Below are 16,322 nucleotides of genomic sequence, written 5' to 3'. Positions count from 1 at the left end.
CGGCGATCGCGGCCCGTTCGGAGCGTTAAGATCGCGTGACCGGCCGGCCGTCGATGCGCGGCATTCTAACCCGGATTGTTGAAGCGGTAAGCGGTGACACCGCGCTGATGGGTGTCGAACGCAAGCTGTGCATTGCGCGGCGGCAGCGACCGCTGCCGGCATTCGGGGGCATGGCAGACCCGGCAACCGGGGCCGATCACCTGCGCCCGATCGCGCCGGAGCGCGAGACCGCGGGCGGCCGCCAGTTCGCCGGCAAAGCGGGCTTCCAGGCCGACGACCACTGCAAACTGCGCCTCTCCTTCCGCGCCGACCCCGTCGGAAAGGCGCGAGATCGTCAGCCAGTGATCGTGCCCCTCCGTCCCGTAAAGCGCGATGTCCTGGATGCACCACTCGCCCGCGCGTTCGAAAGCGCGATGGACGTGCCACAAAGGGCAGGTCGTCTCGCTTTCGAGAAACGTCGCTCCGCTGGCTCCGGCAAAGCGTTTGGAAAGCTGTCCGGCGCGATCGACGCGCGCCATGAAGAACGGCAGGCCGCGCTGCCCGACCCGCTGCAACGTCGTGAGGCGATGCGCGAGTTGTTCGAAGCTGACGCCGAAACGCCGCATGAGGACGGGGAAATCGTACCCGGTCGCATCGCAGGCGCGCAGAAAGCGCCCATAGGGCATGATGAGTGCCGCCGCGAAATAGGCATAGAGATGGTGCTCGAACAGGTTGCGGGCCTGTTCGTTCGCCGGATCGGCACCCGCAGCCAGCGTACGGATCGTCTCGCGCTGTTCCAGCTGCGCCAGTTGCGTCGCGATCTGGAAGTTGCGCGAAGCCGGGTCGAGCATTTCCGAAAGCTGCAGCTGGCGCGCATGAAGATCGAGCCGGCGCACGTGGTCGGGCATGACATCGCTGGGAAGAATGCGAAGGGCGATCTGGTGCCGCTCGCGCAGCCGCTCGGTCAGCGCCGCACCGATGTCCGCGCGCGAAAGGCGCAGCTCGTCCGCCACTTCCTCGGCCGCCGAATCGAGATCGGCGAAATGGTTGCGCCAGCGTTCGATCTCGCGGCGCGCGATTTCGAGCGGGTCCTGCCCGCCACCAACGCCCCCGCCCTGGCCCGCCGCGTCGTACAACTGGGCGAACGCGCTGGCGAAATGGGGAGCGACAGCCAGGATCTCGGCCATTTCGTCGCGATCGATCGCCAGTTCCGAAAAGCGCTGATCCGCAAGCCGCCGGGCCAGCCCGTCGACGCCGCCAACGCTTTCCGCCTCGCGCAGGCTTCGCGGATCGAAGTCGAATCGCTCGACGATCTGAACCATGACGCGCGCGGTCAGCGGGCGCTGATTGCGCTCGATCAGATTCAGGTAGCTGGGCGAAATCCCCAGCTGGGTGGCCATGGCCGCCTGCGTCAGCCCCTCGCGCCTGCGCAGGCGGCGCAGCGCCGGCCCGGCAAAGACAGCTTCCTCAGCCATTTGTAAATTCCTTTACAGATTTACAGCCTATTATGCGCTTCATGACGCAAAAGGACAAGAAAGTCTGTAACTTTATCTGGAGAATCGGCGCGCGGAGTGCGACCAGAAGGCCCGAGGCGACATCGCCCAGAATTCAGGAGACGAGACGTGACGTATCAGGGCAAGATCGAGGAATTCCGCAAGACCATCGGCAGCCGGGGCGCGCCGTGGAACGCGATCGATCCCGAATCCGCCGCCCGGATGCGGACCCAGAACCGCTTCCCCACCGGGCTCGATATCGCGCGCTACACCGCCCGGATCATGCGCGAGGATATGGCGGCTTACGACGCCGATCCCGCCGCCTATACCCAGTCGCTCGGCTGCTGGCACGGTTTCATCGGCCAGCAGAAGATGATCTCCATCAAGAAGCATTTCGGCACCACGAAGGGCCGCTATCTCTATCTGTCCGGCTGGATGATCGCTGCCCTGCGCAGCGAATTCGGGCCGCTGCCCGACCAGTCGATGCACGAAAAGACCAGCGTCCCCGCGCTGATCGAGGAACTGTACACGTTCCTGCGCCAGGCCGACGCCCGCGAGCTGGGAATGCTGTTTCGCGACCTGGACGAGGCGCGCGAACGCGGCGACGCCGTCGAAGCGAAGCGTCTCGAACATGCGATCGAGAACCACGAAACCCATGTCGTGCCGATCATCGCCGACATCGACGCCGGGTTCGGCAATGCCGAGGCCACCTATCTGCTCGCGCGCAAGATGATCGAGGCGGGGGCCTGTGCGCTTCAGATCGAAAACCAGGTCAGCGACGAGAAGCAGTGCGGCCATCAGGACGGCAAAGTCACCGTCCCGCACGAGGATTTCCTGCAGAAGATCCGCGCCATCCGCTACGCTTTCCTCGAGCTGGGCGTGGAGGACGGCATCATTGTCGCGCGAACCGACAGCCTCGGCGCCGGTCTCACCAAGCAGATCGCTTTCAGCCGCGAGCCGGGCGACCTGGGCGACCGGTACAATGCCTTTCTCGATTGCGACGAGGTGGATCCCGCGCAGATCGGCAACGGCGATGTCCTGATCACGCGCGAAGGCAAGCTGCTGCGGCCCAAGCGGTTGCCCAGCAACCTCTATCAGTTCCGCCCGGGTACCGGGGAGGACCGCTGTGTGCTCGACTGCATAACCGCGCTCGAAAACGGTGCCGACCTGCTCTGGATCGAGACCGAGAAGCCGCACATCGGCCAGATCGGCGGGATGGTGAGCCGCATCCGCGAGGTCGTTCCCGATGCCAAGCTGGTGTACAACAACTCGCCCAGCTTCAACTGGACGCTCAACTTCCGCCAGCAGGTCTACGACGCCTGGGAAGAGGAAGGCCGCGACCTGTCCGCTTACGATCGGGACAGGCTGATGAGCGTGGATTACGACGACACCGAACTCGCCGCCGAAGCCGACGAGCGCATCCGCACCTTCCAGCGGGATGCGGCGCGCGAAGCGGGGGTGTTCCACCACCTCATCACGCTGCCGACGTATCACACGGCGGCGCTCAGCACCGACAATCTGGCCAGGCGCTATTTCGGCGAGGAGGGCATGCTGGGTTACGTGAAGCAGGTCCAGCGCGAGGAAATTCGCCAGGGCATTGCCTGCGTCAAGCACCAGAACATGGCGGGCAGCGACATTGGCGACGATCACAAGGAATACTTCGCCGGGGAAGCCGCCCTCAAGGCCGGCGGCGAACACAACACGATGAACCAGTTCGCGGCCGCCTGACCCGCGACACCGCCCGAAGGAGAGGCACGATGACGACCGATACCCTGCCCCGCGAACCCGGACGCGCCCGCGCGCTGTTTTCGACCGCGGATTTCAAGCTTCTGCGCGCCGCGCTAGCCAGCCACGCCCGAACGATCGAGGATCGCGACGAGCTGGCGCGCATCAACGCTTTGCACCACCGGCTCGGCACCTACTGCTGAGCTTGCAAACGGTCTCCTGGGGAGGAGAGCACGGCCGTCGGGGTCTTTCGGGACCTCGGCGGCCGTCATACATTCGGCGTCGGCCGACGGCGGCGGCGGCGAAATCCAGGTTCAGCCGCCGTTGGCGGGCATCAGGTCCAGCGTCGCGGCCGTCAGCGCCTCCGCCGCCGTGGCGATCACCTTCTCCGCGTCGGGCGCCCAGAACGGGCTGTGCAGCGACGGCAGGGTTCCCTCGCCCCGCTGCGCCGCATCGAACTGCTCCTGCGGCACTCCGCCGACCCAGAAGATCAGCGACTTCACCCCGTCGGGATCGGCACGCAGGAACTGGCCGAAATCTTCCCCGCCCATCACGGAGGGGACCTGCATCACGCGATCTTCGCCGAAGCGGGCGCGGAAACCGGCCATCACTTCCTCGGTGAAGTCGGGCGTGTTGAACGTCGCCGGAGTATAGGGCTCCTGCACGGTGACCGTCGGCATCTTGTCCTCCGGCATGCCCGCGGCAATCGCTTCTCCCCGCGCGATCCGGGCAATCCCGTCGAGCAGGAGCTTGCGCGATTCGTCGGTGTAGGAACGCACCGTCAGCTGCAGCCGCGCCTCGTCGGATATGATGTTGTGCTTCGCCCCGGCGTGAAACGAGCCGACGGTCACCACCGCCGGATCGAGCGGGCTGCTCTCGCGGCTGACCAGCGTTTGCAGTTTCATCACGATCGCGCTTGCCAGCACCACCGGATCGCGCGTGGTGTGGGGATAGGCCCCGTGCCCGCCGATACCGGGAATGACGATGTCGACGCTGTCGACGTTGGCCAGGGCGAAGCCGGGCGAATAGCCGATCATGCCGGCCGGGAACTGGGCCGCATCGTGGAATGCAATGACATAGTCGGGCTTCGGGAAGCGCGTGTAGAGACCGTCCTCGATCATCGCCAGGGCGCCTTCCCCGATCTCCTCCGCCGGCTGAAGGATCATGACCAGGGTGCCCGACCAGCTGTCCCGCCGCTCGACGAGCTGCTGCGCCGCGCCGATCCATGCCGCCATGTGCGTATCGTGGCCGCAGGCGTGCATCACGCCGGTTTCGACGCCCGAGGCGGGCACGGCGACTTGCTTCGAGGCGAAAGGCAGCCCGGTCTGCTCGACCACCGGCAATCCGTCCATGTCGGCGCGAAGCATGACGGTCGGCCCCTCGCCGTTCTCAAGCACTGCGACCACCCCGGTCCGGCCGACCTGCTCGGTCACCGCAAAGCCGAGATCGCGCATCCGCGCTGCGAGTTTCGCCGCGGTTTCCACTTCCTGGAAACTGAGTTCGGGATGGGCGTGGAGGTCGCGATAGAGCGCCATCAATTCGGGCATGTCGGCCGCGACCGCATCGCGCAGTTCGTCGGCATGGGCCGGAGCCGCCAGCAGCATCGCACTTGCGAGGATCGAGAAACGTGACACACAATGCCCGATACGATTGCGCGAAACCTTTGCCATCATTGAAGAATTCCCCCTTTGACGTGACCTTTCCATTTCACCGGTCTCGCCGCTTGTGACTTTCCGCCATTGCCTGCCGGAGCCTGTCCGGCAGGCAATGGCCGGAACGACCATTGCAGATTGCACGCGTGTAGGAAAGTCGCGGGTGCGCTACATCCCGTATGTCGTCACCAGCAGGATCGACAGCGTCGCCACCATCAGCAGGACCAGCGGGACGCCGGTGCGGAGGTAGTCTTTGAACTCGTAATTGCCCTCCGCCATGATCAGCATGTTCGTCTGATAGGCGATGGGCGTCGCGTAGCACAGGTTGCAGCCGAACAGGACGGCCAGGATCAGCGGTTCGGGCGGCAGCCCCAGCTGATGCGCGATATTGAAAGCGATCGGCGTGCCGACGGTGGCGGCGGTGGCGTTCGAGGCGAAGTTGGTCAGGAACGTCACGAACAGCATGATCGTGGCCAGCACCATGGCCGGCGGCAGGAACTGGAGGCCCGAGGCGAGCGCTTCGCCCAGCCAGGCCGCCGCCCCGCTTTCCAGCACGATCCGGCCAACGGCGATGCTCGCGGCGACGAGCACGATGACCTTCGCCGAAAGCGCACGGCCCACCCGGTCGAACTTCACGCAGCCGGTCACGAACATCAGGATCGCACCGGCCAGCGCGGAGACGGCGATCGGCAGCAGGCCGATCGAGGCGAGCCCGACCGAACCGAGCATGATCGCGCCCGCCAGAACGGCTTTCGAACGGCGCGGCAGCTCGCGCATTCCCTCCAGCGTCAGGAGGCTGTCGGCCTGGGCGAAATCGTTGAGGTCCTCGCCGATTCCCATCACCAGCAGCACGTCGCCTTCCGCGATGCGCAAGTCGCCGCCTTCGCTATAGCGGTCCTTCTCGCCCATGAGCCGGTCGGGACGATGAATGCCGAGCACGGCCACGCCGTAAAGGTCCGCGATCCCCGAAGTCGGCAGGGTGCGATTGATGAGCCGCGAATCGGCAGTCACCGTCATTTCGACGACCGCGATGTCGGCCCCGCTTTCCGAAGAGCGCCGGCGAATGCGATCGAGCACCCACGCCGGGGCGACTTCGCCCTTCAACGTGCGCATGGCCTCCTCCAGCGCCTCGTGCGTGCCGGAAATGGTCAGCTGCTGCTGCGGCTGGATCGGTCCCTGCGGCGCGTCGTGAAACGCGATATCGGCCGGCAGGCGCGGCAGGATCGCGGCCAGGACCTGGCCGTTGAGCACGCTGTCGTCGCCGACCCGCAGCCGGGTCTGGAACCGGCGGGGGGCGTAGGATTCGGCAACCGTGTTGTCGCGCAGCAGGCGCGGCATGACCAGCCAGAGATAGGGGAGCGCGATCAGCGAGGCGGTCAGGACGATCGGGGTATAGTGGAACACGCCCATCGGCGGCATGCCCAGGTCGCGCGCGATCGAGACGACGAGAATGTTCGTCGAGGTGCCGATCGTGGTCGCCATCCCGCCGATCAGCACCGCGGCGTTGAGCGGGATCAGCGTCTTGGATGCCGGCATCGCCCCGCGCGCGGCGAGGCTGACGAAAATCGGCAGCAGAAGCACCAGGACCGGGGTATCGTTGACCCCCATCGAAAGCCCGAAAGCGAGCACCAGCGAAACCAGCAGCCCCAGCTGGACGTTGAGCTTGAACACCCGTTCCAGGAACCGGGCCGCCGGCTCCAGCGCCCCGGTGACCACGAGGCCGCGCCCCATGATCATCAGCGCGCAGATCGTGATCAGCGCGTAGTGTCCGAAGCCCGAAAAGGCGAGCTGAAGCCCGTCGGTGGGTCCCGTCCCTTCCAGCGGGAAGAAATAGAGCCCGACTGCGATCACCGCGATCGTCAGCAGCGAGATGATTTCCACCGACATGCGCCCACGCGCGAAGGCGACGAACATGACGACCGTAATCGCCATTGCTGCGATTGCGTGGAAAGAGGGGACCCCCGGAAACATTCCCGGTCGAATTCCCAGACGTGCGCCGCAAGATCAAGCGAATATCGTCGGGCCGTCCCGCTATCGGGCGGGCGCGCCCGCAATGCAGGCGATCGGAAGTGCGAAGCGGCTCAGCCGCCTGTCGCCGTCCCGCCGGGGCGCGACAGCGCGGGCAGCAGTGCGGCGACGACCGCCCGCGCCCGATCGTCAGTCGCGCGGTCGCGGAAGCGGGAAATGGCGAAAGGCACGCGGAACAGCATCGTCGCGTCTTCCACCGTCTGCACGGCCCGTTCCAGATCGGCCGGAGACACCAGGTCCGACAGTATTCGCCTTAGGTCGTCCGTCAGCCGGTCGGTATGGGCGGCCACGAGATCCATATGGTCGGCGGCCAGGGCGAGGTAGGCGTCGAAAACGGCCGGGTCGGCATCGTACCGGTCACGCTTGAGCGACAGAAGCGCCAGAACCCAGCGCTCGAGACGCTCGGCAGGCGCCAGGTCGAGCGAGGCGGCCTCAGCCGATGCCGCCTCGACCTCGCGAAACCAGCGCGCGGCGAGCGCCCGCACAAGGTCGGCTTTCGTGGGAAAGAACCGATGGGCGTAGGATTGCGACATGCCGACTCGCTGCGCGAGTTCGGACAGGACGAGCCGCCGCCCGCGCGTTTGCGCCAGCATCCGCTCCGCTTCGGCCAGCAGCTTCGCCCGGACTGTCGCGACGTCGGCCTTTGCCCGCGCCATTTACAGCCATCTGCGGACACGGCCCGCATAGGCTTCGTATTGCGGGCCGAAGACGGCGCGGAGCGTGCGTTCCTCGTGCGGAATGTACCAGAACGATGCGGCGATGAAGAAGATGGCCGGAGCGATCAGCGCACACCAGTGATTGACGAAAAAGGCGGCGGCTATCAGCAGCAGCAGGAAACCGAGATACATCGGGTTGCGGGAGAACCGGAACAGGCCGCCCGTCACCAGAGTGCGCGGCTGGCGAAAGGTATGGATTTCCGCCTCTTGCGCGCGAAACTGCAAGCGCGCCCAGACCAGCACGACGACGCCCAGCGCAAGGGGAATATCCCACGGCATGGCGCGGCCTGCGCGCATGACGAAATCGTCCGAATAGAAAACGGCAAGCGCGGCCTGGGCCGCCAGCAGGACGAGGAACAGGATCGGGGGAATGACGCGGTTCATGCAGGCCTCCAAATGCAATAAATGATAAAAATCATTTTTTATCACATTTGGCAAGCGCGAACATGCGGCCGACGTGGGTGCGGATCTGTCCGGGACGACGCCGGCCGAGGGCCGGAGCCGGTTCGAAGCGGCCGGCCCCTTCGCCTTCGGGTTCTGCAGGGAGGGCGCGGGATAGCCTGGTGCCCCTGGCCGGACTCGAACCGGCACTTCCGTGGAAATTCGATTTTGAGTCGAACGCGTCTACCAATTCCGCCACAGGGGCACTGTGCGGGAAGGCGGCGGATAGCGGAGCGGCTTCGCCCCGGCAAGAATGCACTTGGGCCTTGTTCAGCCTTTCAGCGCGCCGGCCAGCAGTTTGTGCAGACGCGAATGCAGACTGTCGTTGGCGGCGAGGACCTGCTTGGCGTGGATCGGCTGCGACCGGCCGCGATAGTCGCTGACGAAGCCGCCGGCCTCGCGCACCAGCAGGCAGCCCGCGGCAGTGTCCCAATCCGCCAGGTCGCTTTCCCAGAACCCGTCGAAGCGGCCGGCTGCGAGCCACGCGAGATCGAGCGAGGCGGCGCCGTAGCGGCGGATGCCGGCGACCTGCGGGCCGATGGCGGCGAAGATCCGGCCCCATTCGCCGAAGTCGCCGTGTCCGCCATAGGGAATGCCGGTGGCGATCAGCGCCTCGGGCAAGTGCGAGCGCGAGGAAACCCGCAGCCGCCCGTCCTGCAGCCATGCGCCGCGCGTCTTTTCCGCCCAGAAGGTTTCGTCGGTAATCGGCTGGTACACCACCCCCGCCGTCACTTCGCCCCAGCCCGAGCCGTCGAGCTTCGGTTCCTGGACCGCGATCGAAATCGCGAAATGCGGAATTCCGTGGAGGAAGTTGCTCGTGCCGTCGAGCGGGTCGACGATCCAGCGCGGCTTGCTCGGGTCGCCCTCGATCGTGCCGGCCTCCTCCATCACGAAGCCCCAGTCGGGCCGGGCATGGAGCAGTTCGTCGTAGATCGTGCGTTCGGCAACCCGGTCGGCCTTGGAAACGAAGTCCGACGGGCCCTTGCGGCTGACCTGGAGGTGTTCGATCTCGCCGAAGTCGCGGCGCAGGCGGCCGCCGGCCTTGCGCGCGGCGCGCTCCATCACGCGGATCAGTCCGGAAAGGGCCATCGTCTTGTCAGTCCTGTCAGTCGAGCGCGATCTGGATCGATTGCGCGGTCAGCTCGATTTCGCCCCATCCGCTCGCGATATTAGCATAGTCGCCGTCGATCGTCGCCGAATAGATATCGCTGTAGTCGAGTTCGCGGCCGTCCTCGGGCTTCGCCTTGCGCAGGCGCAGGTCGTCGAGGTCGGCGAAACGGATGAAGCCCTTGCGATAGCAGCCCTCCGCACCGTCGTCGGGAGGTTCGTAGCGCGGGTGGGATTCGAGAAGGCGGAAATCCATCTCCAGCGTCAGCGACTCGTCGTCGTAGATCACGCCGAGGATATAGCTGGCGGCCAGGTCGATCCCGGCCGTTTTCGGATCGCCGCCCTCGCCCATGTCAGCCTGCCTTGCCCACGTAAGTGCGTTCGTACACGTCGACCACGATCCGCGTGCCGCTTTCGATATGGGGCGGCACCATCACGCGCACGCCGTTGTCGAGCACGGCGGGCTTGTAGCTGGACGACGCCGTCTGCCCTTTCACCACCGCGTCCGCCTCCACGATCGTCGCTTCGACCTGTTCGGGCAGCGCGACCGAGATCGGCTTTTCCTCCCACAGCTCCAGCGTCACCTGCATTCCGTCCTGCAGGAACGCCTTGGCATCGCCGAGCAGGTCGGACGGCAGGTGGATCTGCTCGTACGTTTCCTGGTCCATGAACACCAGCATCTCGCCGTCTTCGTAGAGATACTGGAACTCCTTGGTGTCGAGCCGCACGCGCTCGACCGTGTCGGCGCTGCGAAAGCGGACATTGGTCTTGCGCCCGTCCTGCAGGTTCTTCATCTCGACCTGCATGTAGGCGCCGCCCTTGCCCGGCTGGGTGTGCTGGATCTTGGCGACTTTCCAGATGCCGCCTTCGTATTCGAGGATATTGCCGGGACGGATGTCCACGCCGCTGATTTTCATGGTTCAAGGAGCCTTCGTCTGATGGGCGGACCAACCGCCTGCAATCGGGCCGCGCCTTAGCTTAGCGGCCCGGATCGGGCAAGGTCGCTGGCGTGCCGAATGCCGCGATGCTAAAGCCGCCGGATCATGCCGATCCCCGCTCTCGCGCGCTCCGCCCTGTCGTTGGCGACCGTCCTGCTGGCCCTGCTCGCGCAGCCGGCAGGGGCCGCGCCGGGCGGCAAGCTCGGCACTCTGCCCCATGGCGTCTATCGCTGCGCAACGCCCGGCGACGCCGCGGGCGCCCCGTGGCAGCCGGTCCCGGGGGATGTCTTCGCCATCAACACCGCCTCCACCTACCGCGCGGAAGGCGACACGGGCACTTACCTGCTGACCGGCGATCGCGTGGTCTTCACCCGCGGACCGATGAAAGGCCGGCGATTCGTCCGCACCGGCACGACGATCCTGCGCGAAATCGGCGCCGACGGCACGCCGGGCCGGGTGCGGTGCGTTCGCGGCGGGCCGGGCCGCCCCTGACGCGCGGGCGGTCTCGATCAAAACGACGCTAGCCCGCGCCGCCTGTCAGCAGCGGATAGGGATTGACCGCGTTGGCCGGTTCCCACCATTCGGCATCGGCCGTGGTGCGCAGCATCGCGAAGTGCAGATGCGGCGCATCGCCCGCAGCATTCCCGGTGCGGCCGACCGCGCCGAGACGCTGCCCGCGCCGGATCCTCTGCCCCTCGGTCAGGCCAGGCGCGTACTTCTGGAGATGGGCGTAGTAGTAGATCGTCTTGCCGTCGGTCGACCGGACGTAGATCGTGTTCCCCCCGGCTTCGGAACGATAGAGCTTCTCGATCGTCCCGGGGGCGGCGGCGATGACGCTGGTGCCTTCGGGCGCCATGATGTCGAGCGCCTCGTGCATTCCCACCCCGCCTTCGCGCGTGTCGGAGAATGTGTCGCTGAGGTCGCTGGCGCGCACGTTGAGGACCGGGACGATCAGTTCACGTGGTGAGTCGGCGCCCGTGTCGACCGGCTCCGGAGCCAGCGGGACCGCACGAAGCGCGCCCTCTGCCGGCGGCGATGCGGCAGCGTCCGTGGCGGCGGGCGCGGGAGTCGGGGCCGGGCTGGGCGCCGCTTCGGCCGGGCGCGTCGTCTCGCGCTGGCCTTCGCTGTCGGCGAACTCCATCACGCTGCCGCCGGCAACGATCCACACGGCAGAAGTCAGGGTGGCGGTGACCACCACGGTCAGAGTCCGGTCGACAAAGTTCATGGCCATAGCGGCTTGGAATAGCACCATTTCGCGCCGGCAACCATATGGGCCGTCCGCGCAGGCCCGGTCATGGCGGAGACGAGGCCGCCGTACCGATCGCGCGGTGGAAAGCCTCGACCGCTTGCGCGACATCGTCCGCGCCCCAGACGGCATGGCTCACGGCCAGGAAATCGGCCCCCGCGGCGACCAGCGGGCCGCAGTTCATCGGGGTGATGCCGCCGATCGCGACGCAGGGAATCTCGAACAGCGATTGCCACCAGGCGAGCAGATCCGGCTCCGGGCGATGCTCGCTCGCCTTGGTCTCGCTGGGGAAGAAGCTGCCGAACGCGACATAGTCGGCGCCCGCTTCGCCCGCCTCCATCGCCAGGTGCTTCGAGGCATGGCAGGTGACGCCGATCTGAGCCTCGCGCCCCAATGCCTCGCGCGCTTCCCCGGGCGAGCCGTCGGACTGCCCCAGATGCACCCCGTCGGCGCCAAGTCGCTTCGCCAGTGCGACCGAATCGTTGACGATGAAGGCGCAATCGCGCGCGGCGCAGATTTCCTGCAGCGGCGCAGCAAGGCGCGCCGCCGCGTGCTGGTCGAGGCCTTTCACGCGGAACTGGAATGCCGCCACCGGACCGGCCGCCAGCGCGCGTTCCAGTCGCGCCGGGAAGTCGCCGCCGACATCGGGCGGGGAAATCAGATAGAGCTGCGTGGGTGGGTTCGATCCTGTCATGCGCGGCTAGGTAGTGCTCCGGGACGGATTCGTCACGCGTTCAGGGACGCGACAGCCCCGCTGCGCGTTATGGCGGGCATGGTCAAAGCCAGCTCCCATGCCGCCCTTGCGCTGTCGGCTCTCGCGCTTGCCGGATGCGCCGTCATCCCCGAAGCGCCGATCGTGAAGGACACGCCCAGGCCCGAAGGCTATCGCGTGCCGATCGATCGGCCCGTGCGCGTCGGCGATCTGGTCGTCACGCCCAAGGCGGTGGTGGAAGACAGCCGGTGTCCCGCGAACGCACGCTGCGTCTGGGCCGGGCGGCTGATCGTCCGAACCAGGATCGACGGCGCCGGTTGGCGCGACACCGCCGATCTGACCCTGGGGGAGACCTATGGCACGCACGATCGTGTCATCGCGCTGGTTTCGGGCCTTCCCGAAAGGCAGACAAACCGCGAGATCGCCCCGCGCGAATATCGCTTTCTCTACGAAGCGCGATAGACGCGCCTAGGCCACGCTGGCGGCATGAATGCGGTCGATTGCCGCCTTCAGCGTCGCATCGAACTCCTCGTCGGTCTGGGTCACGCGCAGATCCTGCAGCAGGCCGCGGCTGAAGCTTGCGATCATGCCCGGATTTTCGGCCAGCTTCTCGCACGCCTCGTCGGTCGAATAGCCACCCGACAGCGCGACCACGCGCAGCACGCGCGGGTGATCGACCAACCCGGAATAGAGCCCCGCCTCTGCCGGGATCGACAACTTGAGCATGACCTGCTGATCGGCCGGCAGCGCTTCCAGACCTTCCTCGATCGCTTCGAGCAGGATTTTCTCGCCCTCGGCGCGGTCGGCCGCGGTGATGTCGTATTCCGGCTCGATAATGGGGACCAGCCCGGCAGCGAGAATGCGCGCGCCTTCCGCAAACTGCTGGTGGACGATCGCCTTGATCCCGGCCGTATCGTTGCGCTTGATGACCGAGCGCATCTTGGTCCCGAACACGCCCTTCCGTTTCGCGCGTTCCAGCAGGCTTTCGAGGTCCGGCATCGGCTTCATCAGCTGCACGCCGTTCGCTTCGTCCTCCAGGCCCTTGTCGACCTTGAGGAAAGGCACGATGCCGCGTTCCTTCAGGCGGTCGGGCACCGGCTTGCCCCCGCTTTCCCCGTCCATCGTCTTTTCGAACAGGATCGCGCCCAGCACCTTGCCGCAACCGAAGCAGGGGCTTTCGACGATCCGGCTGCGCATCGCGTGGATTTGCGCGAACATCTCGTCCTCGCCCGACCAGGAATCATCGGAAACGCCATAGCCGCGCAGCGCCTTGGGCGTCGAACCGCCCGACTGGTCCAGCGCGGCGATGAAGCCCTGTCCGTTGGCAATGCGGTCGGTCATTTCCTGATGATTCATCGACAGTTTCCCTCGTGTCCGGTGCATACGAATGCGTCGAGCGGCCCTTTAGCCAGCGCGCCGGCCTGCCGCAACAGCATGTGGCCGGCGCAGGCGCGCCGTCAGTCGCGGCGGCCCGAAACCTTGCGGATTATGCCGTCGAGACGCAGGACGGGCCGCCCGTCCGCAGTGACAAGGCCCTGGACGAACACCGTCTTGCCCCCTGCCCGCACGACCTCGCCCCGCGCCTCGATCAGCTCGCCCACGCGGGCCGGATCGAGGAAGTCGGCACCGAGATGCAGCGTCACCCCGTGACTGCCGCCCATGGCATGGCGGGCGATCGAGAAAATCGCCGAATCGGCGAACGTCATCAGGCATCCGCCGTGCATGAAACCGGCGCCGTTCATGTGCCGCCGTTCGGCGCGGAAGGCGGTGACGACGGTGCCGTCGTCCAGTTCCTTTTCGTAGAACGGCCCTGCCCGCTCCTCGAACGGATCGCCCTGCCAGCGCGACCATCCGGCCCATTCGCCTTCGGTGACTTCGATCAGGCCGTTCTCGTCGCCGACGACCGGTGCTTCGCTCATTCAGCTCTACTCCCGACGGTCATCCCGTCTACTTCGCATATCGTTCGAGGAAATGCCGCGCGACCGGGCTTTGGGAAACCTCGGCCTTCACCAGCGAGTTGCCCCACCACAGCGCCTCGGTATTCGCGAGAACGATCAGGGTCAGTCGCCTAGCCGGAACCTTGAGATACAGCGCCGAGTATCGCTTCTCGTCCCAGCCCGAATGCCACATCAGGCGCTCGCCGTTCCAGTCCTCGAGCCACCAGCCCTGCCGGTAATCGCCGAGCGGGCCGATCTCGACCTCTTCCAGCAAGCGCTTGCGCAAGGCTGGCGGGATCAGCACGCCGGCGTCGTAGGCCATGTCGAACGCGGCGATCGCGCGCGGCGCGGCCTTGATCCCGGCAGACGCCCGGAAATCGTCGTCCGATATCGCCTGCTTGACCGGGCGCCCGGCGATCACATCGAACGGCGGCGCCAGAAACCGCAGCGCGTCGCCGCCTTCCGGGTCGTGCCACCCGAGCGCGACATTGCGCATACCCGAAGGCTCGGCCACGCGATCGCGCACGATCGCCCTCAGCGTCCGCCCGCCCGCGCCGGAGATCGCACGGTCGATCCGGGCGAAGGCGATGGGGTTGTAGACGAAGGCATCGCCGTTGGCGCGCATGTCGAGCATTTCGGCAAGCGTGGTCGGCCGGGCGCAATCCATCGGCGCTATCCGGTTTCCGAGGCGATCGGCGCCTCCGCCGCCGAACGGGATCTGCGAGCCCGACAGCCATTCGCAGGTGTCGGCCCAGCCCTCGTCGGCGCTCATGGGCGTGCCGAGATCGAGATCGCCGGCCAGGCTCTCGGCGACGATCGCAGTGGCCGCGATCGGCTTGGTTACGGAAGCGATCGAGTAGGTCGTATCGGCCGTCGTCGGCAGTTCTCCCTCGTCATCGTAGGTGCCGAAGTAACCCTCCCAGACGATCCGGCCGTCCTTGACGACGACCGCGCTGAGCGAGGGTGTCGCGCTGTCCCTGCGGAACCGTTCGAGAAACGCGCCGAACTCGGCATAGCTGTCGTGCGCCGAGGCGGGCAGCGGCACGGCGGCCAGCACGAGCGCAAGCAGCCACCTCAATGCATCAGTGCCGCAACGCCGGGCAGCTCCTTGCCTTCCATCCATTCGAGAAAAGCTCCGCCAGCGGTTGAAACATAAGTGAAATCGCCCGTCACGCCTGCGTGATTGAGCGCCGCGACGGTATCGCCCCCGCCGGCCACCGAAACGAGCGAGCCGTCCTGCGTCAACGCCGCCGCCGTGCGGGCGAGCGCGACGGTGGCGGTGTCGAACGGCTCGGTCTCGAACGCGCCGAGCGGACCGTTCCACACCAGCGTGCGGCAGGTCTTGAGCACGTCGGCCAGCGCCTCGGTCGCCTGCGGGCCGATGTCGAGAATCATCTCGTCGGGCGCGACCTCGTGCACGTTGCAAGTGCGCAGGCCCGGCGGGTTGGCGGCAAATTCCTTCGCCACCACGACGTCATAGGGCAAGTGCACGGTGCAGCCGGCATGGTCGGCCTTGTCCATGATCGCGCTCGCGGTGGCGGTCAGCTCGTGTTCGCAGAGCGACTTGCCGACATCCACGCCTCGCGCGGCGAGGAAGGTGTTGGCCATGCCGCCGCCGATAATCAGGTGCTGCACGCGGCCCACCAGGTTTTCCAACACGGCGAGCTTGGTCGAGACCTTGGCTCCGCCGACCACCGCCGCAACCGGCTGCTCGGGATTGCCGAGCGCCTTGTCGAGCGCGGTCAGTTCCTTCTCCATCGCGCGGCCGGCATAGGCGGGCAACAGGTGTGCCAGCCCCTCGGTGCTGGCATGGGCGCGGTGCGCGGCGGAGAAGGCATCGTTGACGTAGAAGTCGCCCAGCGCCGCGATACCTTTGGCGAACCCGGGATCGTTCGCTTCCTCGCCCGGCCAGAAGCGAACGTTGTCGAGCAAGCCGATATCGCCGTTGCGGAGGATGGAGAGCGACTGTTCGACGACCGGGCCCGCGACTTCGGAAATGAACATGATCTCGCGCCCCAGCACCCGTTCGACGTCGCCCTGGACGAAGCTGGTGGTCAGGGTGGAGTGACGCTCGCCCTTCGGCCGGCCGAAATGCGCCAGCAGCAGGACTTTCGCACCGCCGTCCGCCAGTTCGAGGATCGTCGGCATGCTCGCCTCGACCCGGGTGACGTCGGTCGCCGAACCGTCCTTCATCGGCAGGTTGAGGTCGACCCGCACGAGCGCGACCTTGCCGGTCACATCGCCGAGATCGTCGAGAGTTTTGAACCTGGGCATTTGCATCTCCTTCCCCCCTCCCGCTTGCGGGAGGGGTCGGGGTGGGCATGGGCCCGCAAGGGGCCCACCCCGCT

Annotated in this window: 18 protein-coding genes and 1 tRNA gene; 4 read left to right on the top strand and 15 right to left on the bottom strand. The window is 66.6% G+C overall.

What is annotated here, in order from left to right; genetic code table 11:
- Positions 1-65: 65 nt before the first annotated feature.
- A complete protein-coding gene (locus V5F89_RS12775; protein WP_338446012.1) occupies positions 66-1,454 on the bottom strand; it encodes a helix-turn-helix domain-containing protein in 1,389 nt (462 codons plus the stop codon).
- Between the two features lie 147 nt (positions 1,455-1,601).
- Between V5F89_RS12775 and V5F89_RS12770 the strand changes: the two genes are divergently transcribed.
- Together V5F89_RS12770 and V5F89_RS12765 are read left to right on the top strand one after the other, a co-directional pair.
- Positions 1,602-3,200: an isocitrate lyase gene (locus V5F89_RS12770; RefSeq protein ID WP_338446011.1), complete on the top strand. Its 1,599-nt coding sequence runs from the start codon at positions 1,602-1,604 to the stop codon at positions 3,198-3,200.
- 29 nt (positions 3,201-3,229) lie between these two features.
- Complete coding sequence (locus V5F89_RS12765) at positions 3,230-3,400, top strand: hypothetical protein (protein WP_338446010.1); 171 nt, start codon at positions 3,230-3,232, stop codon at positions 3,398-3,400.
- Between the two features lie 111 nt (positions 3,401-3,511).
- Here V5F89_RS12765 and V5F89_RS12760 read toward each other — a convergent pair whose 3' ends face one another.
- From V5F89_RS12760 to efp, 8 genes are all read right to left on the bottom strand, one after another.
- Positions 3,512-4,801, bottom strand: a complete 1,290-nt coding sequence (locus V5F89_RS12760) for an amidohydrolase (RefSeq protein WP_425334389.1) — start codon at positions 4,799-4,801, stop codon at positions 3,512-3,514.
- 216 nt (positions 4,802-5,017) lie between these two features.
- Complete coding sequence (locus V5F89_RS12755) at positions 5,018-6,781, bottom strand: SLC13 family permease (protein ID WP_338446008.1); 1,764 nt, start codon at positions 6,779-6,781, stop codon at positions 5,018-5,020.
- Positions 6,782-6,930: 149 nt separating this feature from the next.
- The gene (locus tag V5F89_RS12750) at positions 6,931-7,533 is read right to left on the bottom strand and encodes a hypothetical protein (protein ID WP_338446007.1); all 603 of its coding nucleotides are present in this window, start codon (positions 7,531-7,533) and stop codon (positions 6,931-6,933) included.
- Positions 7,534-7,977, bottom strand: coding sequence for an isoprenylcysteine carboxylmethyltransferase family protein (locus tag V5F89_RS12745; RefSeq protein WP_338446006.1), 444 nt, complete (start codon positions 7,975-7,977; stop codon positions 7,534-7,536). It lies immediately after the preceding gene.
- Positions 7,978-8,154: 177 nt separating this feature from the next.
- Positions 8,155-8,239 (bottom strand) — tRNA-Leu (locus tag V5F89_RS12740).
- 65 nt (positions 8,240-8,304) lie between these two features.
- Positions 8,305-9,123, bottom strand: coding sequence for an inositol monophosphatase family protein (locus tag V5F89_RS12735; RefSeq protein WP_338446005.1), 819 nt, complete (start codon positions 9,121-9,123; stop codon positions 8,305-8,307).
- A 16-nt stretch (positions 9,124-9,139) separates the two neighbouring features.
- Positions 9,140-9,493, bottom strand: coding sequence for a hypothetical protein (locus V5F89_RS12730; RefSeq protein ID WP_338446004.1), 354 nt, complete (start codon positions 9,491-9,493; stop codon positions 9,140-9,142).
- A gap of 1 nt (position 9,494) precedes the next feature.
- The gene (gene efp / locus V5F89_RS12725; protein WP_338446003.1) at positions 9,495-10,058 is read right to left on the bottom strand and encodes an elongation factor P; all 564 of its coding nucleotides are present in this window, start codon (positions 10,056-10,058) and stop codon (positions 9,495-9,497) included.
- Between the two features lie 126 nt (positions 10,059-10,184).
- On the opposite strand from efp, the gene V5F89_RS12720 reads away from it, so the two are divergent.
- Positions 10,185-10,571 carry an elongation factor P gene (locus V5F89_RS12720; protein ID WP_338446002.1) on the top strand — a complete coding sequence of 129 codons (387 nt, stop codon included), beginning with the start codon at positions 10,185-10,187 and terminating at the stop codon, positions 10,569-10,571.
- A 28-nt stretch (positions 10,572-10,599) separates the two neighbouring features.
- Here the strand turns inward: V5F89_RS12720 and V5F89_RS12715 are convergent, their stop codons facing one another.
- Together V5F89_RS12715 and thiE are read right to left on the bottom strand one after the other, a co-directional pair.
- Positions 10,600-11,304 carry a M23 family metallopeptidase gene (locus V5F89_RS12715; RefSeq protein WP_338446001.1) on the bottom strand — a complete coding sequence of 235 codons (705 nt, stop codon included), beginning with the start codon at positions 11,302-11,304 and terminating at the stop codon, positions 10,600-10,602.
- Between the two features lie 67 nt (positions 11,305-11,371).
- Positions 11,372-12,019 carry a thiamine phosphate synthase gene (gene thiE / locus V5F89_RS12710; RefSeq protein WP_338446000.1) on the bottom strand — a complete coding sequence of 216 codons (648 nt, stop codon included), beginning with the start codon at positions 12,017-12,019 and terminating at the stop codon, positions 11,372-11,374.
- 78 nt (positions 12,020-12,097) lie between these two features.
- On the opposite strand from thiE, the gene V5F89_RS12705 reads away from it, so the two are divergent.
- Positions 12,098-12,499: a hypothetical protein gene (locus V5F89_RS12705; protein WP_338445999.1), complete on the top strand. Its 402-nt coding sequence runs from the start codon at positions 12,098-12,100 to the stop codon at positions 12,497-12,499.
- A gap of 6 nt (positions 12,500-12,505) precedes the next feature.
- Here V5F89_RS12705 and V5F89_RS12700 read toward each other — a convergent pair whose 3' ends face one another.
- The 4 genes from V5F89_RS12700 to V5F89_RS12685 all read right to left on the bottom strand — a co-directional run bounded on the left by V5F89_RS12700 (position 12,506) and on the right by V5F89_RS12685 (position 16,248).
- Complete coding sequence (locus V5F89_RS12700; protein WP_338445998.1) at positions 12,506-13,393, bottom strand: fructose bisphosphate aldolase; 888 nt, start codon at positions 13,391-13,393, stop codon at positions 12,506-12,508.
- Positions 13,394-13,494: 101 nt separating this feature from the next.
- Positions 13,495-13,956, bottom strand: coding sequence for a PaaI family thioesterase (locus V5F89_RS12695; RefSeq protein WP_338445997.1), 462 nt, complete (start codon positions 13,954-13,956; stop codon positions 13,495-13,497).
- Between the two features lie 28 nt (positions 13,957-13,984).
- Positions 13,985-15,052 (bottom strand): serine hydrolase domain-containing protein, encoded by a 1,068-nt coding sequence (locus V5F89_RS12690; RefSeq protein WP_338445996.1) that lies wholly within the window; start codon positions 15,050-15,052, stop codon positions 13,985-13,987.
- Positions 15,049-16,248: a phosphoglycerate kinase gene (locus V5F89_RS12685; protein ID WP_338445995.1), complete on the bottom strand. Its 1,200-nt coding sequence runs from the start codon at positions 16,246-16,248 to the stop codon at positions 15,049-15,051. The genes V5F89_RS12690 and V5F89_RS12685 overlap by 4 nt, the downstream gene beginning before the upstream one ends.
- Positions 16,249-16,322 lie beyond the last annotated feature (74 nt).

The organism is Pelagerythrobacter marensis (assembly GCF_036700095.1).
Classification (GTDB): Bacteria; Pseudomonadota; Alphaproteobacteria; order Sphingomonadales; family Sphingomonadaceae; genus Pelagerythrobacter; species Pelagerythrobacter marensis_A.
Note: the sequence above shows the minus strand (reverse complement) of the source record. Positions and strands in the feature narration are given on the sequence as shown.